The sequence below is a fragment of the Marinihelvus fidelis genome (genome assembly GCF_008725655.1).
Lineage (GTDB): Bacteria > Pseudomonadota > Gammaproteobacteria > Xanthomonadales > SZUA-36 > Marinihelvus > Marinihelvus fidelis.
This window is the reverse complement of the sequence record NZ_VYXP01000011.1, coordinates 20,439-44,740: the sequence shown is the minus strand read 5'-3', so window position 1 is coordinate 44,740 and position 24,302 is coordinate 20,439. Positions and strand designations below refer to the sequence as shown.

General features: G+C 64.4%; 26 protein-coding genes and 1 pseudogene. 15 read left to right on the top strand and 12 right to left on the bottom strand.

Features of this window, described 5'->3' with window-relative positions:
- Window positions 1–5: 5 nt before the first annotated feature.
- Window positions 6–1,058 carry a TIGR00341 family protein gene (locus F3N42_RS14240; protein WP_224784954.1) on the top strand — a complete coding sequence of 351 codons (1,053 nt, stop codon included), beginning with the start codon at window positions 6–8 and terminating at the stop codon, window positions 1,056–1,058.
- A gap of 18 nt (window positions 1,059–1,076) precedes the next feature.
- The gene (locus tag F3N42_RS14235) at window positions 1,077–2,042 is read left to right on the top strand and encodes a zinc transporter ZntB (RefSeq protein ID WP_150865220.1); all 966 of its coding nucleotides are present in this window, start codon (window positions 1,077–1,079) and stop codon (window positions 2,040–2,042) included.
- Between the two features lie 19 nt (window positions 2,043–2,061).
- Here the strand turns inward: F3N42_RS14235 and F3N42_RS14230 are convergent, their stop codons facing one another.
- Window positions 2,062–2,913, bottom strand: a complete 852-nt coding sequence (locus tag F3N42_RS14230; RefSeq protein ID WP_150865218.1) for a mechanosensitive ion channel family protein — start codon at window positions 2,911–2,913, stop codon at window positions 2,062–2,064.
- 67 nt (window positions 2,914–2,980) lie between these two features.
- On the opposite strand from F3N42_RS14230, the gene F3N42_RS14225 reads away from it, so the two are divergent.
- From F3N42_RS14225 to F3N42_RS14185, 9 genes are all read left to right on the top strand, one after another.
- Window positions 2,981–3,610 (top strand): carbonic anhydrase, encoded by a 630-nt coding sequence (locus F3N42_RS14225; RefSeq protein ID WP_318190958.1) that lies wholly within the window; start codon window positions 2,981–2,983, stop codon window positions 3,608–3,610.
- 69 nt (window positions 3,611–3,679) lie between these two features.
- Window positions 3,680–4,117, top strand: coding sequence for a hypothetical protein (locus tag F3N42_RS14220; RefSeq protein ID WP_150865216.1), 438 nt, complete (start codon window positions 3,680–3,682; stop codon window positions 4,115–4,117).
- A 20-nt stretch (window positions 4,118–4,137) separates the two neighbouring features.
- Window positions 4,138–5,073, top strand: coding sequence for a M23 family metallopeptidase (locus tag F3N42_RS14215; RefSeq protein ID WP_150865214.1), 936 nt, complete (start codon window positions 4,138–4,140; stop codon window positions 5,071–5,073).
- Window positions 5,074–5,089: 16 nt separating this feature from the next.
- Window positions 5,090–6,109, top strand: coding sequence for an XdhC family protein (locus tag F3N42_RS14210; RefSeq protein ID WP_191621448.1), 1,020 nt, complete (start codon window positions 5,090–5,092; stop codon window positions 6,107–6,109).
- Complete coding sequence (locus F3N42_RS14205; protein WP_191621447.1) at window positions 6,102–6,701, top strand: nucleotidyltransferase family protein; 600 nt, start codon at window positions 6,102–6,104, stop codon at window positions 6,699–6,701. Before F3N42_RS14210 ends, F3N42_RS14205 begins: the two co-directional genes overlap by 8 nt.
- An 81-nt stretch (window positions 6,702–6,782) precedes the next feature.
- Window positions 6,783–8,153 carry a bifunctional UDP-N-acetylglucosamine diphosphorylase/glucosamine-1-phosphate N-acetyltransferase GlmU gene (gene glmU / locus F3N42_RS14200; protein WP_150865208.1) on the top strand — a complete coding sequence of 457 codons (1,371 nt, stop codon included), beginning with the start codon at window positions 6,783–6,785 and terminating at the stop codon, window positions 8,151–8,153.
- A gap of 6 nt (window positions 8,154–8,159) precedes the next feature.
- The gene (glmS, locus tag F3N42_RS14195) at window positions 8,160–9,992 is read left to right on the top strand and encodes a glutamine--fructose-6-phosphate transaminase (isomerizing) (protein WP_150865206.1); all 1,833 of its coding nucleotides are present in this window, start codon (window positions 8,160–8,162) and stop codon (window positions 9,990–9,992) included.
- Window positions 9,993–10,018: 26 nt separating this feature from the next.
- On the top strand, window positions 10,019–10,426 hold the full coding sequence (locus F3N42_RS14190) for an ExbD/TolR family protein (protein WP_150865204.1): 408 nt from the start codon (window positions 10,019–10,021) through the stop codon (window positions 10,424–10,426).
- A 55-nt stretch (window positions 10,427–10,481) separates the two neighbouring features.
- On the top strand, window positions 10,482–11,444 hold the full coding sequence (locus F3N42_RS14185; RefSeq protein WP_150865202.1) for a D-2-hydroxyacid dehydrogenase: 963 nt from the start codon (window positions 10,482–10,484) through the stop codon (window positions 11,442–11,444).
- An 18-nt stretch (window positions 11,445–11,462) separates the two neighbouring features.
- Here F3N42_RS14185 and F3N42_RS14180 read toward each other — a convergent pair whose 3' ends face one another.
- Both F3N42_RS14180 and F3N42_RS14175 read right to left on the bottom strand, forming a co-directional pair.
- Window positions 11,463–11,759 (bottom strand): hypothetical protein, encoded by a 297-nt coding sequence (locus tag F3N42_RS14180; RefSeq protein ID WP_150865200.1) that lies wholly within the window; start codon window positions 11,757–11,759, stop codon window positions 11,463–11,465.
- Window positions 11,759–12,037 (bottom strand): YcgL domain-containing protein, encoded by a 279-nt coding sequence (locus F3N42_RS14175; protein ID WP_150865197.1) that lies wholly within the window; start codon window positions 12,035–12,037, stop codon window positions 11,759–11,761. The genes F3N42_RS14180 and F3N42_RS14175 overlap by 1 nt, the downstream gene beginning before the upstream one ends.
- 181 nt (window positions 12,038–12,218) lie before the next feature.
- On the opposite strand from F3N42_RS14175, the gene F3N42_RS14170 reads away from it, so the two are divergent.
- Genes F3N42_RS14170 through F3N42_RS14160 form a run of 3 tightly spaced genes read left to right on the top strand, consistent with a single transcriptional unit; the run spans window position 12,219 to window position 16,584 of the window.
- A complete protein-coding gene (locus tag F3N42_RS14170) occupies window positions 12,219–12,779 on the top strand; it encodes a hypothetical protein (RefSeq protein WP_150865195.1) in 561 nt (186 codons plus the stop codon).
- Window positions 12,780–12,833: 54 nt separating this feature from the next.
- On the top strand, window positions 12,834–14,870 hold the full coding sequence (locus F3N42_RS14165; protein WP_150865193.1) for a toll/interleukin-1 receptor domain-containing protein: 2,037 nt from the start codon (window positions 12,834–12,836) through the stop codon (window positions 14,868–14,870).
- 4 nt (window positions 14,871–14,874) lie between these two features.
- Window positions 14,875–16,584 carry a hypothetical protein gene (locus F3N42_RS14160; RefSeq protein WP_150865191.1) on the top strand — a complete coding sequence of 570 codons (1,710 nt, stop codon included), beginning with the start codon at window positions 14,875–14,877 and terminating at the stop codon, window positions 16,582–16,584.
- 74 nt (window positions 16,585–16,658) lie between these two features.
- Here F3N42_RS14160 and acs read toward each other — a convergent pair whose 3' ends face one another.
- The 3 genes from acs to F3N42_RS14145 all read right to left on the bottom strand — a co-directional run bounded on the left by acs (window position 16,659) and on the right by F3N42_RS14145 (window position 19,894).
- Window positions 16,659–18,602 carry an acetate--CoA ligase gene (acs, locus tag F3N42_RS14155; protein WP_150865189.1) on the bottom strand — a complete coding sequence of 648 codons (1,944 nt, stop codon included), beginning with the start codon at window positions 18,600–18,602 and terminating at the stop codon, window positions 16,659–16,661.
- A 160-nt stretch (window positions 18,603–18,762) separates the two neighbouring features.
- Window positions 18,763–19,194 (bottom strand): DUF3465 domain-containing protein, encoded by a 432-nt coding sequence (locus F3N42_RS14150; protein WP_150865187.1) that lies wholly within the window; start codon window positions 19,192–19,194, stop codon window positions 18,763–18,765.
- A gap of 52 nt (window positions 19,195–19,246) precedes the next feature.
- A complete protein-coding gene (locus tag F3N42_RS14145; protein ID WP_150865185.1) occupies window positions 19,247–19,894 on the bottom strand; it encodes a rhomboid family intramembrane serine protease in 648 nt (215 codons plus the stop codon).
- Window positions 19,895–19,935: 41 nt separating this feature from the next.
- Here F3N42_RS14145 and F3N42_RS14140 point away from each other — a divergent pair, with 41 nt between their 5' ends.
- Complete coding sequence (locus F3N42_RS14140; RefSeq protein WP_150865183.1) at window positions 19,936–20,835, top strand: BPSS1780 family membrane protein; 900 nt, start codon at window positions 19,936–19,938, stop codon at window positions 20,833–20,835.
- On the opposite strand, the pseudogene tatC reads toward F3N42_RS14140, so the two are convergent.
- From tatC to F3N42_RS14110, 6 genes and pseudogenes are all read right to left on the bottom strand, one after another.
- Window positions 20,835–21,587, bottom strand: a pseudogene (tatC, locus tag F3N42_RS14135) (twin-arginine translocase subunit TatC); the annotation flags it as partial. The gene F3N42_RS14140 and the pseudogene tatC overlap by 1 nt on opposite strands.
- 12 nt (window positions 21,588–21,599) lie before the next feature.
- Entirely contained in the window at window positions 21,600–21,914 is a 315-nt protein-coding gene (tatB, locus tag F3N42_RS14130) for a Sec-independent protein translocase protein TatB (protein WP_191621446.1), read from the bottom strand.
- Window positions 21,907–22,167 carry a Sec-independent protein translocase subunit TatA gene (gene tatA, locus F3N42_RS14125; protein WP_150865177.1) on the bottom strand — a complete coding sequence of 87 codons (261 nt, stop codon included), beginning with the start codon at window positions 22,165–22,167 and terminating at the stop codon, window positions 21,907–21,909. Before tatA ends, tatB begins: the two co-directional genes overlap by 8 nt.
- Before the next feature lie 78 nt (window positions 22,168–22,245).
- A complete protein-coding gene (locus F3N42_RS14120; RefSeq protein ID WP_150865175.1) occupies window positions 22,246–23,220 on the bottom strand; it encodes an NHL repeat-containing protein in 975 nt (324 codons plus the stop codon).
- 131 nt (window positions 23,221–23,351) lie between these two features.
- Complete coding sequence (gene queD, locus F3N42_RS14115) at window positions 23,352–23,717, bottom strand: 6-carboxytetrahydropterin synthase QueD (RefSeq protein WP_150865173.1); 366 nt, start codon at window positions 23,715–23,717, stop codon at window positions 23,352–23,354.
- Window positions 23,718–23,809: 92 nt separating this feature from the next.
- Window positions 23,810–24,277: a CDGSH iron-sulfur domain-containing protein gene (locus F3N42_RS14110; RefSeq protein WP_191621445.1), complete on the bottom strand. Its 468-nt coding sequence runs from the start codon at window positions 24,275–24,277 to the stop codon at window positions 23,810–23,812.
- Window positions 24,278–24,302 lie beyond the last annotated feature (25 nt).

Below are 24,302 nucleotides of genomic sequence, written 5' to 3'. Positions count from 1 at the left end.
TGAGAATGCTGGAAGCGACGGTGCCCAACGAGGCACTGGACGCTTTCCCGGCATTGCTCGATGGCCTGCCTGTCGTCCAGTGCACCCGTTTTGGCCCCGCCGACCCGGGCTCGCTGGTTCGCGTGCTGGTGGACGCCACCGACGCGGAGGCCGTGTCCGACCGGCTGGCGAAGGAGTTTGGCGGTTTCGACGGCTTCCGCGTTAACCTGCTCAGTGTCGAGGCGACATCGCCGCCATTGCCGCCGGAGGACGACCCGCCGGCCGAAGCGGAGGGTGGCGAAACGGCCGCGGCCGACGAAACCGAGGGCCCGAAAGCGGTGCGCCCCTCACGGTTGCGCGTATCCCGCGAAGAACTGTACGACGATCTCTGCCGGGCGGCCCGGCCGAATATTGTCTATATCGTCATGGTGGCGCTGTCTACCGTGGTCGCCGCCGTCGGCCTGCTACGTGATGATGTCGCCATCGTCATCGGCGCCATGGTCATCGCGCCGCTGCTCGGCCCCAACGTGGCGCTGTCGCTGGCGGTCGCACTGGGTGACAAGGGGCTGGTCAAGACGTCGCTCAGCGCCATTGCCGCGGGCGTCGGCATCGCCGCCCTGGTCGCGTTGGTGATCGGGTTCTTCGTCGATGTTGACCCATCGACGCCGGCCCTGTTGGCGCGTAGCAACCCGGGCCCCGGCGATATCCTGCTGGGCCTGAGTGCCGGCGCTGCGGGCGCACTGGCGTTCACCACCGGTGTGCCGGCCGTGGTGGTCGGCGTCATGGTCGCGGTGGCGCTGCTGCCACCCCTGGTGACGGCCGGGTTGCTGGCCGGCTCCGGCTTCGGCGTGCCCGCGACCGGGGCGCTGACCCTTTGCCTGGCCAACGTGACCTGTATCAACCTGTCGGCGATGGCGACGTTCTACATCCAGGACGTGCGTCCACGGACCTGGTGGGAAAAAGACCGCGCCCGTCGTGGCACCCGGCGTGCGATGATCGGCTGGGTCATCATGTTCGCCATCCTGGCCGGCCTGATCCTGTTCGCGCCCAGCGGCTGGGCGCCGACCACGCGGCCCTGACACGAAAGGAGAAACACCATGGAAAACGGACTGATTCACGCCTTCGTGTTGAAACCGGGCGGTGACGTCGAGTCACTGGATTTCGATGGCGTGCGCGCCTGGACGCCGGAACAGGGTGTCTTGTGGGCGCATTTTCAGCTCGATGCGACCGACGCGCGAGAGTGGCTGGGCAAGCGTGCCCGTTTGCCGCACCTGGTGCCCGAAGCCCTGCTCGCTGGCGAAACCCGGCCACGTGCCAGCAGCACCGGCGAAGGCATCCTGGTGACGCTGCGCGGCGTCAACCTGAACCCCGGGGCCGACCCCGAAGACATGGTCTCGATCCGCATGTGGGTGGATGAACATCGCCTGATCAGCACGCGGCGGCGTCAGTTGCTGTCGGTCCAGGACGCGGTCAAGTCGATGACGGACGTGCCGGTCACCGGCACGCCCGACCTGGTGCTGCGCATCACCAACCGCCTGACCGAGCGCATGGGCGACGTGATCGACGACCTGGAGGACCGTGTCGCGCTGCTCGAAGCATCGATCATGGAAAAGCCCGACCCGACCATCCGGGCCGACCTGTCCGAGCTCCGCCGCGAGGCGATCGCGTTAAGGCGCTACCTGGCGCCGCAGCGCGAAGCCCTGACACGGATGCAGCTGGAGCCGCCGGCGTTCTTTTCCGACCTGGATCGTGTCCGGTTGCGAGAGATTACCGACCGCCTGGTCCGCCTGGTGGAAGACCTGGACGCCGTAAGGGAGCGTGCCTCGGTGGTGCAGGAAGAACTGGTCAGTCGCCTGTCCGACCAGATGAACCAGCGGATGTACGTGCTGTCCGTGGTGGCGGCGCTGTTCCTGCCGATGGGTTTCCTCACCGGCCTGCTGGGCATCAACGTGGGTGGCATACCCATGGCGGACAACCCGTTCGGGTTCTGGATCTTCACCGGCCTGCTGGTGCTGGTGCTGGCCATCCAGCTATTTGTCTTCCTGAGAAAACGCTGGTTTTGAAGGCGCGCTCCGTGGCCGGCTAACGCTCCAGCCGGATCGATCCGTCGATATGCACATCGCGCTGCGGGAAGGCGATGACGATGTCGTTCTCGGCGAACAGTTCATCGATGCGGAAACGTATTTCGCTGCGCAACCGGCGCAGGTCGCCGCCGGGCCGCAGCAGGGTGAAGAAATAGGCGTCGAATACCAGGGCGCTGTCACCGAAGTCCTCGAAAATGACCGTCGGTTCCGGCTCTTTCAGTACATCGGCCTGCTCACGCACGGCCTGGTCCATCAGTCTTGCCACGTCGCGGACCGGCGAGCCATAGGCCACGCCGACCCTGACCATGGTCCGGACCTCGCGATCTTCCAGCGTCCAGTTCACCACCTGGTTTTCCAGCAGCTGGCTGTTTGGGATGACAATGCGCACCCCGTCCACGCGCTTGACCCGGGTCGATCGGATATTGATGGATTCGATGACCCCCAGGGTATCGTTGATCTCGACCAGGTCGCCGATGCTGATGGGGCGCTCGCCCATCAGGATCCAGCCGCTGATGAAATTGTTGATGATGTTCTGGGCGCCGAATCCGACGCCGATGGCCACGGCGCCGGACACAAAGGCAAACGCGGTCAGCGGGATATGCAGCATGCTCAGCACAGTCATGCCCAGGATCGCGAACACGACGATATAGAAGAGACGTTTGACGAGCAGAACCAGGTTGGGGTCCTGGCCATGCTTCTCCATCCGTGCGGTCACGATGCCGACCACCCAGCGCGTGACGATCAATCCCAACAGGAAGACCAGTGGCGCCGCCAGCGCCTGGGACACCGTCACCGGTGTCTCACCGAAATGAAATAGCACGTGACTCAGGAAATTGGTGATCCGCTCCACACTGCAGGCCTCGTTGTGCGCAGGCCGCTAGTGTACATTCAACCCCTGGATCGGAGGAAAGCGGCTCATGGCTATGAACATCGAAGGCGCCGCCGCGGCGGCATTGGAAAAGCTGAAGCAAGGCAACCGGCGTTTCGTGGATGGCCAGCCGCGAGTCTCCGATTTGGCGTCAGAAGGCCGGCGCCTGGAGACGGCTTCCGGACAATCGCCATTCGCCGTGATCCTGGGTTGTTCCGACTCGCGCGTGCCGGCGGAGATCGTGTTCGACCAGGGCCTGGGTGACCTGTTCGTGATCCGCGTGGCGGGCAACGTGGTCGCGCCGTCCCAGGTGGGCAGCGTGGAATTCGCGGTCGAGATGTTTGGCACGGCCCTGGTGGTCGTGCTTGGCCATACCCTGTGTGGTGCCATCGACGCGACCCTGGAACAGCTGGGCCGTGATTCGGCAATGCGTTCACCCAACCTGGCCGCGATCGTCGATCGTGTTCGCCCTGGTATCGAGCCGGTACTCGCGTCCCGGCCCGCGTTGCACGGCAAGGCACTGGCCGCGGCAGCCGTGCGCGCCAACGTGCACGCATCGGTCAACGGGCTCGTCGCCGGCTCGGAAGTGCTCACCGACGCTGTCAACAGCGGCCGGGTGGCGATCGTCGGTGCGGAATATGATCTCGAAACCGGGTGTGTTGAGTTTTTTGAATCCTGAATTACGTGATAACTTACAGGGCTGGGTTTTTCCACGAACCCGGTCATGAACAACAATTAGGGGGAAACAATGGCCAGGAAACCGATTCAGGTACCAGGCTGGTTCAAGGCGGTGGCCATCGCGGCGCTGGTCTGGAACCTTTTGGGGGTGGCGGCATGGTTCTACCAGTCGTTCCTGATTACACCCGCCATGTTGATGGAAATGCCCGAGGCACAACGGGCATTGCTCGAGCATGTCCCGCCCTGGGTTGACTGGGCCTACGGCATTGCCGTTTTTGGTGGCTTCATTGGTTCGTTTTTGCTGATCATCCGCAGCGCCCTGGCCGTGCCCGTTTTCGCGGTGTCATTGGCAGCCGTTGCGGTGCAGATGTTCCATGCCTTCGTGATGTCGAAGGCGCTCGAGGTGTACGGCGCGGCGGGCGTCGCGCTGCCGGTGTTGATTATCGTCATCGCCGTGTACCTGCTGATGGTCGCGGGGCAGGCGCGGCACCAGGGCTGGATCGACTGATCGACTGACCCGGTCGTCCGATGCTGTTCATCATCCTGATCGAAGTTCTCGTACCCACGGTACTGCTGGGGGCGCTTGCGCTCAGCCGTGCCCCGGGCTTCTGGACCTACCTGCTGGGTGTGGTCTGTTACGGGCTGGCGCTGTTGTTCATGTGGCTGGTCCTGCCGTGGCACCTGACCAGTATCTACCTGCGAATGCTGTTGCCGTTCGCGTTCGCCATGGCCGCGTTGTCGGGCTGGGCGCGAATTGGCAGCCATCCATCGGGGCCGCCACCCCGGGCGCAGGCGCTGATTGGCGGGTTGTTCCTGGTCGCGTTGATCGGCGCATTCGGTTTTGCCGACTGGAAGGCCCTGTCCGGCTATCGCTCACCACAGCCTCCCGTTCGCCTGGCCATGCCCCTGCGCGACGGGCTTTACATTGTCGGGCATGGCGGCGCCAGCCGGCTGGTCAATGCCCACTACCGTATCCGGCCGCAGGATTTTGCCGTTGACCTCATGAGCATGAACCCCTGGGGCGGCCGGCGGAACAGCTGGTCGGGCACGGCCGGCCCCGAGGCTTACGACATCTTCAATCACCGCGTGTACGCGCCCTGTGACGGCGAAGTGCGTGCCGCGGTCGACGGTCACCCCGACCTTTTTCCGGGGCAGACGGACCGGCACAACCTGGCCGGTAATCACCTGGTCCTGGGTTGCGAGGACTACAAGGTGCTGCTGGCGCACCTGAAGAATGGCAGCCTGCTGGTCGCTGCCGGGGATATCGTCAGCGTGGGTGACGAACTCGCCCGCGTGGGCAACAGCGGTAATACCAGCGAACCTCACCTGCATATTCACGTGGCGCGTGGCGGTCAGCCGGATAGCGGGCTCGACGGCATTGGCGTTCCGTTTCTGCTGGACTCGACATTTGCGGTCAGGGGTGATGTCATCAAGCCATCCTTTGGCGCCTTTGCCCGGGACTGAGCACACGGAACACGCCATGTATCTTGGCCTGGAAGAACTCGGACACTTTTTCCACCAGCGGCGCGACCATGCGCGACTGGTGCTGGCCACCGTCGTGACCACGGCCGGGTCAACCTACCGAAAGGCCGGCGCGATGATGCTGTTTGCCGAGGACGGCACGCGGGCCGGCCTGGTCTCCGGCAGCTGCCTGGAGGACGATCTTGCCGGCCACGCCGCGAAGGTCTTCGCCAGCAACCGGCCGCGCCGGGTGAATTACGACCTGCATGATGATCCCGACCTGGTCCTGGGGCTGGGGCTGGGCTGTGGTGGCGACCTGTCGCTGCAGTTGCACCCCCTGAACCACGACCAGGGCATGAACGTGCTGGGCTCGATGTTCGACGCGATCGCAGCGGGTAAGGATTGCCGCCTGCTGCAGTTCCTGTCCGACGGCGAAGGCGCCGAGCTTGAGGGCGATGGCATCGCCGTGACCGGCTCCGAAGGCCTGGCGGCCGGCCAGTCGACGCTGCTGGAGACAGGCAGTGAGCACCGAACCGACGACACCCCGGCAGTGTTTGCGTTACCGATTTCACCGCCCCCGCGGGTGCTGGTCTGTGGCGCCGGCCCCGATGCCGTGCCGCTGGCCGCGCAGGTGCGCGCGCTCGGCTGGCGCTGCCTGGTGCTGGACCACCGCGCCGCCTACGCCGACCCCGCCCGGTTCGCCTCCGGCGTTGATGTCTGGCTACAGCGCCCGGGTACCCTGGCCCAGGCAGAGCTGGAGACCATCGATGCGGCCATCATCATGTCGCACCATGTTGAACACGACCTGGCCTATTTGCGCTGCCTGTCGGCGCACCCGCCTGCATGGGTCGGGCTGCTGGGGCCGGCGAAACGCAAGGCGACGCTGCTGGAGCGGCTGGGCGAGAACACGATGACGGTCTATGGCCCGGCCGGGCTGGATATCGGGGCAGAAATGCCGGCCGCCGTTGCGCTGTCCATTGTCGCCGCCATTCACGCGCACATGCACGGCCGTGACGGCATGGCGCTGGGCCATGGTTGAGCTGCACGCCATCCTGCTGGCCGCGGGGCGTTCATCCCGGCTTGGCCGTCCGAAGCAGCTGCTCGATTTCCACGGCACCCCGCTGGTCCGCTACATGGCTGAAAACCTGCTGGCCACCACGGACCGGGTCAGCGTGGTGACCGGCGCCAAGCGCGCCGAAGTGGAACTGGCGCTGGACGGACTGGCGGTCAAGCTGGTTCACAATGACCACTGGCATGACGGCGTGGGCACATCCATTGCCCTGGCCGTCGACAAACTGCCCGCCACGGCGCGCGGTGTGCTGATCATGCTTTGCGACCAGTACCGCCTTGAGCGCGAACCGCTGGCGGCCTTCGTGGCGCGCTGGCGCCAGGACCCACAAAAGATCCTGGTCGCGCGCTGGCCGGGCGCGTTCGGTTCCCCGGCCATTTTCCCGGCCGCCCTGTTTACCCGCCTGGCCCGTCTCGAAGGCGACAAGGGGGCGCGCCAGTTGCTGCTGCAGTATCGCTCACACGTGACCTTCCAGGACTGGCCCGAGGCGGCGCATGACCTGGACGACGCACAGTCGCTGGCCGCGTTCCGGCTCTACCAGCAAGCGCCCGGCGCCGAATAGCACGGTTACGCGGCGCGCCCGCGTTCGTAGTGGCGGGGCGGGCGAGCGGCTATACTTTCGGCTCGAAATGCAGGCGCTCTCATGACCCGACCACTTCATATCATCGTGCTGGCTGCCGGTGACGGTACCCGTATGAAATCGCGTACGCCCAAGGTGCTCCACGCCGTGGGCGGGCGACCAATGCTGACGCACGTGCTGGCGACCGCCGCGCAACTATCGCCCGCGCAGGTCCATGTCGTTTACAACCCCGAGGCGCCGGCCGTACGCGACGCTTTCGACCGCACGGATAGGCTGGCCTGGGTACCGCAGCGCGAGCGCCTGGGTACCGGTCACGCGGTGCAGCAGGCCATGCCGGGCATTCCGGCGGACGCCGATGTGCTGGTGCTCTACGGCGACACGCCGCTGGTGCCGGCTAGCCTGCTGCAGCAACTGCGCCAGGCCGATACCGAAGGCCTGGCGGTGCTGACCATGCTGCCGCCGGACCCGGCGGGCTACGGGCGCATCGTCCGCGGCCAGGATGGCCGGCTGGAAGGCATTGTCGAGCACCGCGACGCCAGTGATGCGCAGCGCGCGATCAACGAGGTAAACAGCGGAATCCTGCACGCACCCGCCGACCGTCTGGGCGGCTGGCTTGGGCAGCTCGAGACCGGCAACGCGCAGGGCGAGTACTACCTGACCGACGTGGTGGCGCTGGCCCATCGCGATGGCGTTGATATCGGCAGCGTCATCGCGCCGGACAGCAGCCTGCTTGCCGGCGCCAACGACCGCGTACAGCTGGCCGAGCTGGAATCGCGTTACCGCGCGGTGGCGGCGCAGCAGTTGATGCGCGAGGGCGTGACCATCATCGACCCGGCACGCATCGACCTGCGCGGCACGATCCGCGCTGGCCAGGACATCACCCTGGATATCAACGTCGTCATCGAAGGCGACTGCGAGCTGGGCGACAACGTGCAGGTGGGGCCGGGCTGCGTGCTGCGCAGCTGCCGCCTGGCCGCCGGCACCCGCGTGCACGCGCACAGTGTGCTGGAAGGGGTGACCACCACAGGCGCCTGCGATATCGGGCCATTCGCCCGCGTGCGCCCGGGCACCACCCTGGCGGAAGGCACACGTGTCGGTAACTTCGTCGAGGTCAAGAACACCACGCTGGCGGCTGGCAGCAAGGCCAGCCACCTCACCTACCTGGGCGATGCTGTCATCGGAAAGGGCGTAAACATCGGCGCAGGCACCATCACCTGCAACTATGACGGCGTGAACAAGTTCCAGACGGTCATCGGTGATGGCGCGTTCATCGGCTCCGACACCCAGCTGGTGGCGCCCGTGACCGTCGGCGCCGGGGCGACCATTGGCGCCGGCTCGACCATTGTCCGTGACACACCTGAAGGGCTGCTGACCCTGAGCCGCTCAAAGCAGATGACCGTGAAGGGCTGGAAGCGGCCCCGGAAGAAGGACTGACGGCCCATGTGCGGAATCGTCGCCATGACGGCCAGCCGGGACGTTGTCCCGGTGCTGATTGCCGGCCTGAAGTCACTGGAATACCGCGGCTACGATTCCGCGGGGGTCGCGCTGCAGCGCAACGAGGTGATCGAGCGCCGCCGCATCATGGGCAAGGTTGGCGCGCTGGAAACACTGCTCCGGGAACAGCCGCTGGCGGGCCATTGCGGCATCGCCCACACCCGCTGGGCCACCCACGGCGTGCCCAGTGACCGCAACGCCCACCCGATGCTTTCGGGAGAGCGCGTAGGGCTGGTCCACAACGGCATCATCGAGAACCACGAGGCGCTGCGCGCGGAGCTGGCGGCCGAGGGTCGCGAGTTCACCTCCGAAACCGACACCGAGGTCATGGTGCACCTGGTGGCGCACTACCTGGATGCCGGCCAGTCCCTGCTGGAAGCCGTGCGCAGCGCGGTCGAACGGCTCGAGGGCGCCTTCGCCATCGCCGTGGTCAGCGCGGACGAGCCCGGCCGGGTGGTCGGTGCACGACGCGGCAGCCCGATGGTGCTGGGCCTGGGTGAGGGCGAGCAGTTTCTGGCCTCGGATATCTACCCCCTGTTGGCCGAGACCCGGCAATTTGTCTACCTGGAAGAAGGCGACGTGGTGGCCATCGACCCGGACTCGCACCAGGTCTTTGACCGCGACGGTCACGCCGTCGAGCGGCCGGTCAAGATCGCGGAAATGAACGCCGATGCGGTCCAGCGTGGCGACTACGACCACTACATGCTCAAGGAAATCCACGAGCAGCCCCGGGCCGTGGCCGAGACGCTGGAGGGCCGCCTGGGCGTGAACCGCGTACTGCCCAACATCTTCGGCGTTGGCGCCGAGGAGATGCTGGCGCGCGTACGAAATGTCCACATCGTCGCCTGCGGCACGGCGTTCCACGCCGGGCTGGTGGCGCGTTACCAGATCGAGGAAACGGCCGGCATCCCCTGCCAGGTGGAAGTGGCCAGCGAGTACCGCTATCGCTCACCGGTGGTGCCGGACGACTGCCTGTTCGTGACCATTTCGCAGTCGGGAGAGACCGCCGATACCCTGGCGGCACTGCGACACGCGAAGGCATCGGGCTACCTGGCCACCCTGGCCATCTGCAACGTGCCGGAGAGCTCCATTGTCCGCGAGGCGGAGCTGGTACTGATGACCCGTGCCGGCCCGGAAATCGGCGTGGCCTCGACGAAGGCGTTCACGACCCAGCTGGTGGCGCTGCAGTTGCTTTTGCTGGAACTGGGCCGTGTGCGCGGCATGGACAAGGCGGTTTACGAGGCCGCGGTCGACGACCTGCACCACCTGCCGGACCTGCTCAACCGTGCGCTCGACCTGGACGAAGAGATCCGCGAGCTGTCGACGCATTTCGTCAACAGGCAGCACGCCCTGTTCCTGGGCCGCGGCGGTCATTACCCGATCGCCATGGAAGGCGCGCTCAAGCTCAAGGAAATCTCATACATCCACGCGGAAGCCTACGCCGCCGGCGAGCTTAAGCACGGCCCGCTGGCGCTGGTGGACCGCGACATGCCGGTGGTGGCGGTCGCCCCCAACGACGCACTGCTGCAGAAACTGGTCAGCAACATCGAGGAAGTGCAGGCCCGCGGCGGGCAGCTCTACGTGATCGCCGACAGCCGGGTCGCGGCGAACTTTCACGAGCGCCATGGTCATATTATGAGCGTGGAGACCGGCGGCCCGTTCCTGGCGCCGGTGGTGATGACGGTGCCGCTGCAGCTTCTGGCGTATCATGTCGCCGTCGTTCGCGGCACCGACGTGGACCAGCCACGCAACCTGGCCAAGAGTGTCACGGTAGAATAGCCGGACGATTTACGAGGAATAGGTTCATGCGCAGAAGACATCGCGGCGAGGAAGAAGCCGAAATCAACATCACGCCGATGCTGGACATCGTCTTTATCATGTTGATTTTCTTCATCGTCACCACGTCCTTCGTCAAGGAGAAGGGCCTGGAAGTGTCGCGTCCGTCGACGGCTCCGCCCAAGGAAGTGGAGCAGAAGAAGGGCCCGATCGTGGTGAAAATCGACGGCAGCAGCAACATCAGCCTGCAGGGCCGCATCCTGGAGCCGAAGGCCGTGCAGGCCAACCTGGAACGCCAGAAGGCGGAGAAACCGGATTCGCCGCTGATCGTGGCCTCGCACCCGGATGCCGAGACCGACGCGCTGGTCACCGTGCTGAACGCGGCCAAGGCCGTGAATATCGCCAGCGTCAACGTCGCCACCACCACCCAGCAATGACCAAGCACCGCGCGGCCCGCCCCCGCGGCCAGCGCCCGGGCGGGAGCCGTCACGCGTGAATCTCCGCACCGGGGTCTTCCTGGACCGCTCAACCGTCGACAACGGCGACCTGCGCCTGGACGCGCTTGACCGTATCCTGCCGGAATGGCGCCTGCACGACCTGACCGCGCCCGAAGACACCGCCGCCCGCCTGCGCGGCGCCAACATTGTCATCACCAACAAGGTTCGCATCGGCGCCGCCGAACTCGATGCCGCACCCGGCCTGAAACTGGTCGCGATCGCCGCCACCGGCGCCGACAACGTCGACCTGGAGGCCGCCCGTGAGCGCGGCGTGGTGGTCTGCAACGTGCGCGACTACTGCAGCGACTCCCTGGCCCAGCACGTGCTGGCCATGGTGCTCAACCTGGTCACCCACCAGGCCTTCTACGTGAACCGCGCCCGATCCGGTGAGTGGACAGAATCCGGGCGTTTTTCATTGCACGACCAGCCCATCCGCGAGCTCTCGCAGTTGTCACTGGGCGTGATCGGATACGGCAACCTGGGCCGCGCCGTGGCGGCAAGGGCCCGTGCGCTGGGCATGAACATCCTGGTGGGCGAGCGGCGCGGAAAATCACCACGCCCCAGCCGCCTGGCCTTCATGGACGTGATCCGCAGCGCCGATGTGCTGACACTGCACTGCCCGCTGACCCCCGACACCCGTCACATGATCGACGCGACGGTGCTCGGCGCGATGAAGAAACGCGCCATCCTGATCAACACCGCCCGTGGCGGCATCGTCGATGAAATGGCCCTGGCCAACGCGCTGCGAAACGGCGACATCGCCGGCGCCGGCGTGGACGTGCTCAGCCAGGAACCACCGCCGCCCGATCACCCCCTGCTGGCCGACGACATCCCCAACCTGCTGCTGACCCCGCACAACGCCTGGGCCAGCATCACCGCCCGCCAGGCCCTGGTCGACCAGCTGGTGAAAGTTATCCGCGCGTTCGAGCGCGGCACACCGATGAACCGCCTGGCCTGAATCGGCCGCGGCCGGCCGTCAGACCGGGCAGGCCGCGGGCCGCGTGTAGGTCAGGTAAAACCCTTCCAGGTCGGCGTTCTCATACAGCACTTCCTGGTCGACAAACGACCAGCCCTCGGCTGCCATCTGCTGGTGGGTTTCGGTCATGTTCTTCGCGGCACTGTTCTTGCGCCCGAACCGCGATACATCCTCGAACAACGTGATCGATTCCGTACACGCCGCTAGCGTGGTCTGCGCCACCAGCGCCGGCGACAAGGCCAGCAGAACGGCCACCGGCACCGCGGCCACCAACAACATCGTCAACGCCTTTCGCATCATTTCGTCTCCTTGGCCGACGGCAGGTCCAGCCAGCCACTGGGGTCATCCTTCGGCGGCAACTGCAGGTGATAGCCCTCGGTCTCGAGGTTGGCGATCACAGATTCAACGTTTTCCTGGGCCAGTGGCCTGTCCGCCGAAAGCTCCAGCGTCATGATCTCCGCGGTGTCGCCCAGCAGTTGCCGCAGTTCCTCCGGAATATCTTCCAACTCCAGGTCATCTCGCAGGTATAGGTAGGTGTAGTCGCGCCGGGTCGACTTAAAAACGGTGCACTTCATGGCAATCTCTCTACGCGCGGGAACGGGAGCGTCCTGGCCACGTTTTTTCCAAAAATTTCATGGGAATAACATCAACCATGACTCCCGATTCTGCTATTTTAAGTGCGAATTAGACTGGCATGCCAGTTTACGTGGCCGGTGCACCGCTACCGGCCGGGCAGGGGAACGAGGAGGAAACCCAATGAGAACCACGAAAATTGTCACGGCAATCAGTACCATGCTCGTGTTGAGCGCCTGCATGGCCCAACCCGCTCCGAACGGCGCCGGCGGCGTTGAAGTCCAGGAGGTCAAGCTCCAGGTCAAGGGCAATCCCAAGGAACTGGGCATCCTGTCTGGAGCCAACAACCGCTGCAAGAATCCCAACAACAAGGTGGGTTGTGTACGCGTCGGCGAAGGCAAGACCGGGCTGGTGACGTTCCGCCTGCTGCAATCCAACCAGTGGACGCTATCCGCGATGACCATCTGCGATGGCTCCTCCAAGCCGGAAACCTGCAAACTGTCAGCTGCCGGCATGAGTGACTTTACGGCCGCCCGGAACAATCTCGAGGTTTCCCCCGATGCCAACGGCTGGATCGATCTTGCCCAGTTGGGTTCCCCACTGGACGAGTTCCAGGTTGTCGACCTGAACAGGACGAAAGCGGACTATTTCTACAACATCCAGGCGTGCCCCACCGACGGCTCCGAAGAATGCCTCTGGCTGGACCCGCCCTGGGAGAACGATGGCACCGGGATTAACCACTGATCACTGCATCGTAGGTGGCGGGCCTGTTGGCCCGCCACACCGCTGTTGACGACGATGCGTTACAAGGCGTTTCTCAGCTACGCGCATGCCGATGAAAAGTGGGCGCGTTGGCTGCATCGCGCGCTCGAGTCTTACCGGATGCCACGGCGGTTGGCCGCGAGTGGGGGCGCCGCTCCTTCGCAGTTGGGAACCGTATTTCGGGACCGTGATGAGCTGGTTGCGGGCCCCGCGCTGAGCGAGGCCATAGAGGCGGCACTGGTGCAGTCGGAAAACCTGGTGGTGCTCTGTTCGCCTGCGGCAGCGGCTTCGCGCTGGGTCAACGAGGAGGTGCGACGATTCAGGGAACTGGGCCGCGGCGACCGGATTTTCTGCGTCATCGTCGATGGGACGCCCGAGCTGGATGCCAATGACGCCTGCTTCCCGCCCGCATTGTTCGAAGGTGTCGCGGAAGCCGAACCCCTGGCCGTCGATGTTCGCCCCTGGGCCGATGGTAAACGGCTCGCAAAGCTCAAACTACTTGCTGCCCTGTTGGGTACACGGCTCGAGGACCTGCGTAACCGAGATCACCAGAGGCGCAGGAAGCGCCAGCTGACGGCGGGGCTGGCCGGGGCGCTGGCACTGTTGCTGATCCTGGTCACGGGTTCGGCAGTTCTTTCCGAGCGCCGCGAGCGACAGCGGTCCGAGGACATCGCCGGCACGATGGCCACGCTTGGCGGCGATATCAAGAACGTCGTCGACCTCGAAACCCAGCGCAAGATGATCGACGCGGTGCTGGATGCATACGAGGGCCTCGACCCACGGAAGCTGACACCGGAGTCAGCGACCCAGGTCGCGCTGATTCTGCGCCAGATGGGCTCGGTCAACCGCCAACAGGGCCGGCCGGAAGAGGCCTTGAGTTATTTCCGGCAATCGAGGGAACTCCTGGAACAGCTTGACCAGTGGCACCCGGACACCGCGAACATCGTTTTTGAGCTTTCGCAGGCGCACTTTTTTGAAGGGCTGGTGCCTTTCATCGCTGATGATTTTGCTGCGGCGAGGGGGCCTGCCGAGGCCTACGAACAGGTTGCAAGGCGCTTGTCTGCACTCGTGCCGGATGATCTCGAGTACCGGATGGAGCATGTCTGGGCTTTACAGAACCTGGCTATCCTGGAAATGAGCACGGACGCGAGTAAGGCTCGCAGTGCCGCTCAACTGATCGAAGAAGCGGTGAGTACGGCCGACACGGTCATGGTCGCAACCGACCGGAACGATATCGTTGGACACTATTCCACGCTCATGTCCTGGCTCGCAGAAGCCCGGACCCTGAGCTGCGAGTACTCCCTGGCAAGGGAGGCGCACGATGAGGCCGTACGGAACGCGGCCCGGGCCTCTGGCGCAGAGCCGGCGAACAACTTCCTGAAAAGACAGTTGGCCTATCGCTACTTCGGTGCTTCGAGCCTGGAGTTGATGGCCGGTAACATCGAAGGGGCGAGATCCCTGGTCGAGCAAGCAGACAGTGTCATGCAGGCCATGCTCATCACGGACCCGACCAACAAGGCGCTGGTTTCCAATATCAACAGGCACCGCATGAGGCTGGCCGATATTGATGTCTGGACCGGACGGGCGGAAGAAGGGCTGTCCAGTTACCTGGCGTTGATCGAGACTTCAAAGCTGGATACCAGTGCGGAAGGGGAAGGTGAAGACCGTGTGCCGATCGAGTTGAGACTGCGCGCGGGCCTGATCAGTGGGGGGCTGGGGCGCAACGAAGAAGCACGGCTCTGGCTCGCCAGCACGTTTTCCGGATTCAGTGAGTTGCTTGGAGAACGTGAACTGGATGCCAAAGAGATTAGAGAGTTCATCACCGCAAGATGGGCGTGGAAGGTCTACGTCGAGGAGCCGCTCGAAAGCGCGTTCCCGGAGATTGCCGCATTGGGAATTCGGCCCAACCCGGAATCCGGGGACTGTCGCGACGTGGATGTCGCCACCCGTTTGGCGGTAATCCAGGGGCGACGGAGTGTCGCCGTCCGCCACGCCGAGTACCTGGCAGAAAGGGGGTATCGTCACCCGATGTATCTGGATTTCTGCCACATGGAAGGTCTGTGCGAATCGTAGCCTCATGCGCCTGACCATCGGCGTAACCGGGCACAGGGACCTCCTGGTTGCCGAAGAGGAAAACATGCGGGCCTCGTTGAAGTCCTGGATTCAGTCGCTCAGCCAGTCCTTCCCGGATATCGAACTCGAATTGCTGAGTGGTCTGGCCACGGGTGCTGACCAGCTCGCCGCCGAGGTGGCGCTGGAACTGGGCATTGAGCTGGTCGCCGTGCTGCCGTTTGAGCGCGATGAGTATCTGCGGGATTTCTCCGATGCCGGGGAGCGGGCGCGGTTCGAGGCCCTGCTTGGGCGCGCTGATGTCATTGAACTGCCGGCGGTGGCGGGTACTTTTGCGGATGCGATCCGCACTGACCCGGATATCCGCAACCTGCATTACGCGCAGCTGGGCGTGTTCATTTCCAGTCATAGTGAAATCCTGCTGGCCCTGTGGGATGGCAAGGAAACCCATGCCCTGGGCGGCACGTCGTCGGTGGTGCACTACCACCTGAACGCGACCATGCCGGGGTTCATCGAGGTGGATGAGTCGCCGAACCTGCTGGCCGATAACGAGAACGACCTGGTGTACCACCTGGTCTGTTCGCGGCAACGCGAAGGCGGCGCACCGCGGCCGTTGTATGAACCGTTGAGCAGCTACTGGGTGACGTCGCGGTTCGGGCGCCAGCCGGGCTCGCAGATGCCCGAGGAGTACCGTCGCAGCCTGGAGCGATTGCAGGCGTTCGAGGCGGACCGGAAGAAGTATGCCGAGGAACTCGAGAGCGAGGCGGGTGGGCTACTGCGCGATTCGCCCGATTGGCCCATCGGTGAGGGCGTGCGGTTTACGGACCGGTTATACGCACACGCAGACTGGCTGGCGGTGCATTTCCAGCGCCGCTACTCGAACATGCTGTTGTGGAACCATGTGCTGGCCGTGCTGATGGGCATCGTATTCATTGTCTATTCCGAGTTCATCGAGCAGGCCTGGATGGTGGTGGTGTTCCTGGCGCTGTTCGGCATCGGTGCGGTACAGAATGTGATCAGTAACCGGCGCGACTGGCACCGCAAGTATCTCGACTACCGCGCGCTGGCCGAGGCGTTGCGGGTCCAGGTGTGGTGGAACCTGGCCGGCGTGATCGACCGGCATCACGTCGCGTTTGCCTATGACAATTTCCTGCAGAAGCAGGATGTCGACCTGGTGTGGATCCGGCACGTCATGCGTTCGGCGAGCATGCGGCGGCAGCGAAAGGATCCCCCGGATGACCGCTGGGTGGACTGGGTGGCCGCGCAATGGGTGGGCGAGCCCGGCATCAGCGGCGGCCAGCTGGCGTATTACGGCACCAAGTCGAAAGTGAAATCAGAGAATTACAGGCGCACCGTGATCCTGGGTACGGTGGCGCTGTGGACGGGTATCGGTATGGCCGTGTTCCTGGGCCTGTTTGGCACCCGCCTGGAGGACAACCAGGCGCTGCTCCTGCTCATTCTGATGGGTATCCTGCCGCTGATTGCCGGCGTACGCGATGCCTATTCGCACAAGAAGGCCGACAAGGAGCTGATCAAGCAATACCAGTTCATGGCCCGCGTCTTCGGCAATGCCCGGCGACTGCTGGATACGGCCGCCGACCTGGCGGCCAAGCGCCGCATACTGAAAGCCGTGGGCAGCGCGGCGCTGGAAGAGCATGCCGAGTGGCTGCTGATGCATCGCGAGCGCCCTGCAGAGCAGCAGGCTGGGATTGGGTGAGGAGGGAGGAGTAAGGAGTGAGAGCGAGTATCTGACCCGTAACGCGTAACGCGTAACGCGTAACGCGTCACCCGTCACCGGTTCAGCCTGTTCGCGATCAGGTCGTCCACCACGTCCGGATCAGCCAGCGTGGAGGTATCACCCAGGTTGCCGTATTCGTTCTCGGCGATCTTGCGCAGGATACGGCGCATGATCTTGCCCGAGCGGGTCTTGGGCAGGCCGGGCGCCCACTGGATCAGGTCCGGCGTGGCGATGGGGCCGATCTCCTTGCGTACCCACTGGCGCAGTTCCGCGCGCAATTCTTCGGTCGGCTCGATGCCTGCGTTCAGGGTGACGTAGACGTAAATGCCCTGGCCCTTGATGTCGTGCGGGTAGCCGACCACGGCGGCTTCGGCCACGGCTTTGTGCGCCACCAGGGCGCTTTCGACTTCGGCGGTGCCCATGCGGTGGCCGGAGATGTTCAGCACGTCGTCGACGCGGCCCGTAATCCAGTAGTAGCCGTCCTTGTCGCGACGGCAGCCGTCACCGGTGAAGTAACGGTTCCTGAAGGCCGAGAAGTAGGTCTTGACGAAGCGCGCGTGGTCGCCGTAGACGGTGCGCATCTGGCCGGGCCAGCTGTCGGTGATCACCAGCAGGCCTTCGGCTTCGCCTTCCAGCGTGTTGCCATCGGCATCCAGCAGGGCGGGCTTGATGCCCGGCAACGGCCGTGTGGCGGAGCCGGGTTTCAGGTCGGTGGCGCCGGGCAGTGGGCTGATCATGATGCCGCCGGTCTCGGTCTGCCACCAGGTGTCGACGATCGGGCAGCGGCCCTCGCCAACCACGTTGTAGTACCACTCCCAGGCTTCCGGGTTGATCGGCTCGCCGACGCTGCCCAGCAACCGCAGTGACTGGCGCGAGGTGGCTTTCACCGGGCCCTCGCCTTCGCGCATCAGGGCGCGGATCGCGGTCGGGGCGGTGTAGCAGATGTTGACCTGGTGTTTGTCCACGACCTGCCAGAATCGGCTGTAGTCCGGGTAGTTGGGCACGCCTTCGAACATCATCGTGATGGCGCCGTTGGCCAGCGGGCCATAGACGATGTAGCTGTGGCCGGTGATCCAGCCCACATCAGCGGTGCACCAGTAGATATCGCCGTCCTGGTAATCGAAGACGATCTCGTGGGTGTAGGCCGCGTACAGCAGGTAGCCGCCGGTAGTGTGCAGCACACCCTTGGGCTTGCCGGTGGAGCCGGAGGTGTAGAGGATGAACAGTGGGTCCTCGGCGCCCATGGGCTCGCAGGGGCAGTCGTCGGCCACATCGGCCTCGCGCTCGTGCAGCCAGTGGTCGACGCCGTCCTGCATGGGCACGCCGGCATCGGTGTTGCGGACCACCAGGACCGATTCCAGGTGATCCATGACCCCGGGCCGCGATTTCGCCGCGTCGACATTGGCCTTCAGCGGCACCTTGCGGCCACCGCGCAGGCCTTCGTCGGCGGTGATCACGAGCTTTGACTCGCAGTCGACGATGCGCCCGGCCAGGGCGTCCGGTGAGAAGCCGCCAAACACCACCGAGTGCGCGGCGCCGATGCGCGCGCAGGCCAGCATGGCAATCGCAGCCTCGGGGATCATCGGCATGTACAGCGTGACGCGGTCGCCTTTCACAACGCCCAGTTCTTTCAGCACGTTGGCCATGCGGCTGACGCGGCTGTGTAGCTGGCGGTAGGTGATGGCCTCGTCGCGTGCCGGGTCGTCGCCTTCCCACAGGATGGCCGTCTGGTCACCGCGTGTTTCCAGGTGGCGGTCGACGCAGTTGTAGCAGGCGTTCAGGACGCCGTCGTCGAACCAGCGCACATGCAGGTCATCGGCGTCCCAGCTGACATCCTTGACCCGGGAGAAGGGCTTGAACCAGTCCAGGCGCCCGGCCTGCTCGGTCCAGAACCCTTCCGGGTCCTCCACGGACTGCTGGTACATCGCCAGGTAGGCGTCGTTGTCGATGAGCGCGCGCTCGCGCGCGGCGGGCAGGACGGGATGCAGTTTTTTCATTGTGTACGGGCTCTCCAACCGGGAGCCCATTCTAGCGATTGTGGTCCCGACGACAAGCCGGACGGCCACCGTCCGCCGCGGTGGCCGCCGGCTGTCGGCCTACCGGGAGCTCCCGGGTGGCGACAGTCGGTCGGGCACTGGGCCCGGGCCAGGCGGAAATTCAGAGGAAGCGGCGGCCGTTGACTTCGATCCAGCCGCCCTTGCGTTCGCTGTTCTCGGCGTTATGGGTCCAGTGGATCAGGCCACCTTCCGGGTTCCAGTCGTACTCGCCGCGCAGCCGGATTTCGGCGTTTGCGCTGACCGGGACGCGTGGTGCCAGGTCGATGTTGTGATGGACGCGGACAGTCATGCCGCTGTCCAGTTCGACGGTGAAAGCCTGGAAGGTTTCGAAATCAACGATGTCAGGGTGAATGCGCACGACCCGGGCCTTGACCTCGACCAGGACGTTGGAGTTGCGCTGGTTCCAGGCTTGCTGGATCAGGCCGGTGTCGTCGAGGTCCGGAAAGACGGCCAATTTCAGCGTGGGGCTGAAGACCAGGCCAATGACGAACAGTACCAGTGAGAAGATCATTCCCTTGATCAGAATTTTCATGTGGCTTCCCTGCCCATAAAAAGTTTAGGTTGTATTCATGTAAACGTAAGAGTCACCGTTTCCATGTCATACCGGGTCGCCAGCCCCAGGCCATCATCAGCAGGCCGCCGCCCACCAGGCCGCCCAAATGCGCGAAATGCGCGATGCCCGGCATGATGTCGGTCAGGCCGAAGAACAGTTCGATGCCGGCGTAGATCAGCACGAACCACTTGGCCTTGATCGGTACCGGCAGGAAGATCAGGAAGACGCGGTTGTTCGGCCACATGACCCCGTAGGCCAGCAACAGGCCGAAGACCGCGCCCGATGCGCCCACCGTAGGCCAGGCCGAGCCGGTCAGCCATTGCACCACCAGTTGTGTGACCGCCGCGCCCAGCACGCAGGCCAGGTAGAACATCGCGAACCGACGGCTGCCCCAGGTCTGCTCAATCGGCAGCCCGAACATCCACACGGCGAACATGTTGAACAGGATATGGCTGATGCCGCCGTGCATGAACGCATAGGTCACCAGCTGCCATGGCGCGAAGTAGGGGTGCTGGACCGGCCACAGGGCCAGCTCGGAAAACATCGCGGTAATCTGCCGGCCGCTGGGGTCGTTCACTTGCAGCATGAAGCCCAGGCCGAACAGCGCGATGCAGGCGCCGATGATGATGAAGGCAATGGGTGGGCGCGTCACGCCCGACGGGATGCGAATCTGGTTCATGGTGGGGTCAACCTGGAAGGGGCTTAGTCTACAATACGTCGATGAGTTCTCAGAGTCCGGGAGACCCGGAATATTCCGTTCCGCCGTCTGCACGCCCACCGTTGCCCGCGGCCCGTGCCCTGGCCTGGTTCGTGGGCGGTATGCAGCTTTTGCGGGCGCAGCCCATGCGCCTGCTGCTCTTGGGCCTGCTGCTGCAGTTCCTGGGCGGCATGACGCAGATTGGCATCATGGGCGTGATTTTCTTCATCGCCATGCCGGCGCTGACGGCCGGCATGCTGGAAGCCGTGCATCGCGCGCGCCTGGGGCGCAAACCCGAGGTGCTGACGCTGTTCGCGGCGTTCCGCGGCAGCGGCGTGCTGGGCGCCCTGTTGTTGCTGGGTGTGATTGGGCTGGTGATCGCGGTCGTGACCATGGGTGTGACCGTGGCGGGCAGCCTGGCCGGGCTGGACCCGGTGGTCCTCAACCGTATTGAGTCCGGTGACACCACGGCAGTGGCCGACATGGACCCGGCCGTGCTGCAGCGGGCGCTGTTCGCCATGGTGATCGGCCTGTTCCTGGGCGGTACGCTGGCGTTCTACGCCATCCCCCTGGTCTGGTTCCGGCGCCTGTCGCTGGGCCGTGCCATCGGCGCCGGCATCGTGGCGATGTTCCGGCAGTGGCGCGCGTTGCTTACCATCGGCGCGCTGCTGGCCCTGGTAGGTCTGCCGGTTGGGCTGGCGGTGGGTGCGATGATGGCGGTGCAGATGGTCTCGGACTCGCCATCGGTGTTCATCACGCTGGCGCTGGTCTTCATCATGGTGGCCTACCAGCTGTTCATCTTCACGATCCAGTACCTGAGCTTTGTCGACATCTTTGGTGATGTCGCAACGCCGGATTCAGGTAGCGGGCCGCAAGGGGACGATGACGCTGATGACGGTGAGCGGGATCAGTTGGTGGCCTGATCGGGCGATTCCTCGCCACTTTTCTCCGGCAGCAGGATGCGCGACATGATGATGCCGACCTCGTAAAGAATCCACATGGGAATGGCCAGCAGCGTCTGCGAGATGACGTCCGGTGGGGTCAGCAACATGCCAATGGCGAACGCGCCAACCACCACGTACGGGCGGGCCTTGCCCAGTTGCCTGGTCGTGACCAGGCCGGTGGCGACCAGGATGATGGTCGCGATGGGCACTTCGAAGGCAATGCCAAACGCCAGGAACAGCGCGATAACGAAGTCCAGGTAGCGGCTGATGTCGGTCATGACCGACACACCCTCCGGTGCGATTCGAGCCATGAAGCCGAAGACCAGCGGGAAGACCACGAAATATGCGAATGCACAGCCGGCGTAGAACAGGAACACCGACGACAGCAGCAACGGCTTGGCCAGGCGCTTCTCGTGCTTGAACAGTGCCGGCGCGACAAACGCCCACAGCTGGTAAATCACCACCGGGATGGCAATCACCAGTGCCAGCAGCAGTGTCAGCTTGAACGGGGCAAGGAACGGCGAGGCCACGTCGATGGCGATCATGTTGCTGCCTTCCGGCAGCGTCGCCATCAATGGCGTTGCCAGCACGTGGTAGAGCTGGCGGGAGAACGGCAGCAGGCAGACCAGCACTACGGCCACGGCCAGGCAGGCCTTCAGCAGGCGGCCGCGCAGTTCAACAAGGTGTTCCAGGAACGTCTGTTCCCTGTCGGTGTCCGGGTGGTCGTTCATGATCCAGGCTCGTCAGTCGCCGGGGGGCGGTGACGGTTTATCAGCTTTCCTGGGTGTCGGGTCCATGCCGGCCGAGGCCTCGCGCCCCAGGTCGGTAACCTGACGGGAGACCGCGTCCAGTTCTTCGCGGGCCGTTTTCAGCGGCTCGCGGACATCGGCTTCGGCCAGTTCGGCCTCGACCGAGGTTTTCAGCGTGTACCAGCTCGCGCGCGCCTTGCGCACGAAGCCGCCCACGGTGCGCGCCACCGCGGGTAGTCGTTCCGGTCCAAGCACCAGCAGGCCGATGATGGAGAGCAGGAACAGCTCTGCGAAACCGACATCAAACATCGGTGCCGGGAGGCCGGCTCGCGGGTTCGTTGTCGCGCTCGGCGGTCTTGACGTCAACGTCTTCTTCCGCGTCGGCGGCCAGACGTTCCTGGGACACCTTGTCGTCCCCGTCGCCATCTTCCATGCCCTTGCGGAAGCCCTTGACTGCGCCGCCCAGGTCGCTGCCGATGTTTCGCAGGCGCTTGGTGCCAAACACCAGGACCACGATCAGAAGCAGGATCAGGAGCTGCCAGCCGCTAATTCCACCAACCATATTCAAACTCCGGGTTTCAGAACGGCAAGTGTAGCCCAATCAGGGCCGGAAGGCTCCGTGCCGTTGGTCGTGGGTGAGTCAGTAACGGCGCCGGATGGCAGCCAGGCCCAGCAACAGCAGGCCGATGGTGCCAATGGCGCGGCCCCAGGCGTCGAGTGTGGGGATGCTTTCGATATTCAGCGAACCGCCCGGTGGCGGTGGCGGCGGCGGTTCCGGGATGGGCGTGGTGGTCGGGCAGACCACGGGCGGCGCCACGGCCAGGCTCTCGTACCCGGTCTGCGTGGTGGTGCTGATGACCGTACCGGCGCCGGTATTGATGTCCAGCCGAAGGACCTGGCTGCCCGGTTCCGCATCTGCCGTGCGGCGGTCGGTAATGGCCCATAACTCGCCGTTTTCGTCGAATGAAAGGCCCGCCTGGAAATAGTCGGCCACGCCGGCACCAACATTGCCGATCAACGTGGCGGCGCCGGTATCAGGGTCGATCTCGTACAGGCTGCGGTTATCCGGGTCATCGCCATCATTCATCAGGCCGTTACCCAGGCCGAACAGGCGCAGGTCGTCGCCCTGGTTCAGCGCCGCAAGTGCGCTGATGCGCGCGCCAAGCGGGCCGACCAGCGTGGCCGTGCCATCGAGTTCGAGCCGGTAGAGCGACTGGTCGGCAACGGTCACCACGTACAGCCCGCCGTCGCAGGTAAACGTCATGCCAAAATCGTTGCCGGCCGAGGCACCGAAACCGCTGAGCGAGACCTCTTCGGCGAAGTACACCTGGCCGGTGGCGGTATGGATGGGGAACAGCATGCTGCTCTCGTCATCCAGCGCCCAGAGACGGCCGTCGGGCGCGATGGCCAGGCCTTCGATGTCGGTACGGGTGGTGCCCAGCGACTGGACCGGGCCGATATCGGTTTCGGTGCCGTTGGCCAGGTCGATCTGGTAGAGGTGGTCGCCGTCGGTCGGGTCGTCCGAATTAACGCTGTAACCGAACGGCGCAGCCACCGCGCTGCCCAGGGGCAGGGCGATAAGACCGGACAGCAGTGTTCGGTGAAAGCGGTTCATCGGGACGGTTCGGTGCCAAGTTGACGATCAAACGGATGTTCATGCTAACAGAACATCAAGGCATTTCAAGGGGTCGGCGAATAATTTTTGTTGTAAATCAGTATGTTGCAATATCGCAACAGGCGTGGTGATTATGCAACATCGGGGCCCCGGTAGCTGCAACCCGCATTGCAGGTTTCCTGTACGACGACGCGGCTCAGTCCGGGCAGGCTGTCGGCCATGCGGGACCAGATCCAGCGCGCCAGGTTCTCCGAGGTGGGGTTCTCCAGGCCATTGATATCATTCAGTAAATGATGGTCAAGCTGGTCATGGATGGGTTGAAACGCGCGTTTCAGGTCAGCAAAGTCCATGACCCATCCCGTGTCTTCGCCGACGTCACCGGAGACATGAATCTCGATGCGGAAGGAGTGGCCGTGCATGCGCGCGCACTTGTGCCCCTGGGGCACGTTGGGCAGGAAATGCGCGGCTTCGACCTGGAATACGCGGAAAACGTCCATGGGGCGGCATTGTGAAGAGGTGGATGTCGCCGTGCAAGCGGCCACGGCTTCAATGCGGCCCGCCAATGCAGGCCAGGTAGCGGCTTATCGGACTAAACGCAGTCGCAGAACGGCTTGCGGGAAGACTGGCCGCAACGGCACAACGCGCCGTTCATGGACACACACTCCTGGCCGCGCTGGTTGTAGACGCGCAGATAGCCCTGGTACTTGAGTGGGCCGTCCTTGACCACGGTGACTTTCAGTGGATGTGAAGCCCGTGTTGCCGGAATATCTGACGCGTGCTCAATGGTGCCGCGGTCGACGAACTCCAGGTCGATGTGGCGGTCGTCGCACATCGGCTTGTTCTGGGAACCACCGCAGCGGCACAGTTTGAGTTCGTTGTGGTGGGATTGCCGGCCGGTTTCATCGACCAGGGTGATGTTGCCGGTCAGCTTGATCGGGCCGCGGGAAGTGACCAGGGCCTCGTTGGGGATGTTCAGGCGTTTGGGTTGGCGGCGACCATCACGCTGCTCGGTGAACCAGCGATCGCTGGCCGTGTCGCTGATTGATTTCGCCGGCACATCAAGCGCTGGGTCAATACCAGTC

Bases quoted from the DNA above. Each gene is read 5' to 3' on its own strand.
- F3N42_RS14240 (WP_224784954.1), top strand. From the start codon at position 6: ATGCTGGAAGCGACGGTGCCCAACGAGGCACTGGACGCTTTCCCGGCA.
- F3N42_RS14235 (WP_150865220.1), top strand. From the start codon at position 1,077: ATGGAAAACGGACTGATTCACGCCTTCGTGTTGAAACCGGGCGGTGAC.
- F3N42_RS14225 (WP_318190958.1), top strand. From the start codon at position 2,981: ATGGCTATGAACATCGAAGGCGCCGCCGCGGCGGCATTGGAAAAGCTG.
- F3N42_RS14220 (WP_150865216.1), top strand. From the start codon at position 3,680: ATGGCCAGGAAACCGATTCAGGTACCAGGCTGGTTCAAGGCGGTGGCC.
- F3N42_RS14215 (WP_150865214.1), top strand. From the start codon at position 4,138: ATGCTGTTCATCATCCTGATCGAAGTTCTCGTACCCACGGTACTGCTG.
- F3N42_RS14210 (WP_191621448.1), top strand. From the start codon at position 5,090: ATGTATCTTGGCCTGGAAGAACTCGGACACTTTTTCCACCAGCGGCGC.
- F3N42_RS14205 (WP_191621447.1), top strand. From the start codon at position 6,102: ATGGTTGAGCTGCACGCCATCCTGCTGGCCGCGGGGCGTTCATCCCGG.
- glmU (WP_150865208.1), top strand. From the start codon at position 6,783: ATGACCCGACCACTTCATATCATCGTGCTGGCTGCCGGTGACGGTACC.
- glmS (WP_150865206.1), top strand. From the start codon at position 8,160: ATGTGCGGAATCGTCGCCATGACGGCCAGCCGGGACGTTGTCCCGGTG.
- F3N42_RS14190 (WP_150865204.1), top strand. From the start codon at position 10,019: ATGCGCAGAAGACATCGCGGCGAGGAAGAAGCCGAAATCAACATCACG.
- F3N42_RS14180 (WP_150865200.1), bottom strand. From the start codon at position 11,759: ATGCGAAAGGCGTTGACGATGTTGTTGGTGGCCGCGGTGCCGGTGGCC.
- F3N42_RS14175 (WP_150865197.1), bottom strand. From the start codon at position 12,037: ATGAAGTGCACCGTTTTTAAGTCGACCCGGCGCGACTACACCTACCTA.
- F3N42_RS14170 (WP_150865195.1), top strand. From the start codon at position 12,219: ATGAGAACCACGAAAATTGTCACGGCAATCAGTACCATGCTCGTGTTG.
- F3N42_RS14165 (WP_150865193.1), top strand. From the start codon at position 12,834: ATGCGTTACAAGGCGTTTCTCAGCTACGCGCATGCCGATGAAAAGTGG.
- F3N42_RS14160 (WP_150865191.1), top strand. From the start codon at position 14,875: ATGCGCCTGACCATCGGCGTAACCGGGCACAGGGACCTCCTGGTTGCC.
- acs (WP_150865189.1), bottom strand. From the start codon at position 18,602: ATGAAAAAACTGCATCCCGTCCTGCCCGCCGCGCGCGAGCGCGCGCTC.
- F3N42_RS14150 (WP_150865187.1), bottom strand. From the start codon at position 19,194: ATGAAAATTCTGATCAAGGGAATGATCTTCTCACTGGTACTGTTCGTC.
- F3N42_RS14145 (WP_150865185.1), bottom strand. From the start codon at position 19,894: ATGAACCAGATTCGCATCCCGTCGGGCGTGACGCGCCCACCCATTGCC.
- F3N42_RS14140 (WP_150865183.1), top strand. From the start codon at position 19,936: ATGAGTTCTCAGAGTCCGGGAGACCCGGAATATTCCGTTCCGCCGTCT.
- tatB (WP_191621446.1), bottom strand. From the start codon at position 21,914: ATGTTTGATGTCGGTTTCGCAGAGCTGTTCCTGCTCTCCATCATCGGC.
- tatA (WP_150865177.1), bottom strand. From the start codon at position 22,167: ATGGTTGGTGGAATTAGCGGCTGGCAGCTCCTGATCCTGCTTCTGATC.
- F3N42_RS14120 (WP_150865175.1), bottom strand. From the start codon at position 23,220: ATGAACCGCTTTCACCGAACACTGCTGTCCGGTCTTATCGCCCTGCCC.
- queD (WP_150865173.1), bottom strand. From the start codon at position 23,717: ATGGACGTTTTCCGCGTATTCCAGGTCGAAGCCGCGCATTTCCTGCCC.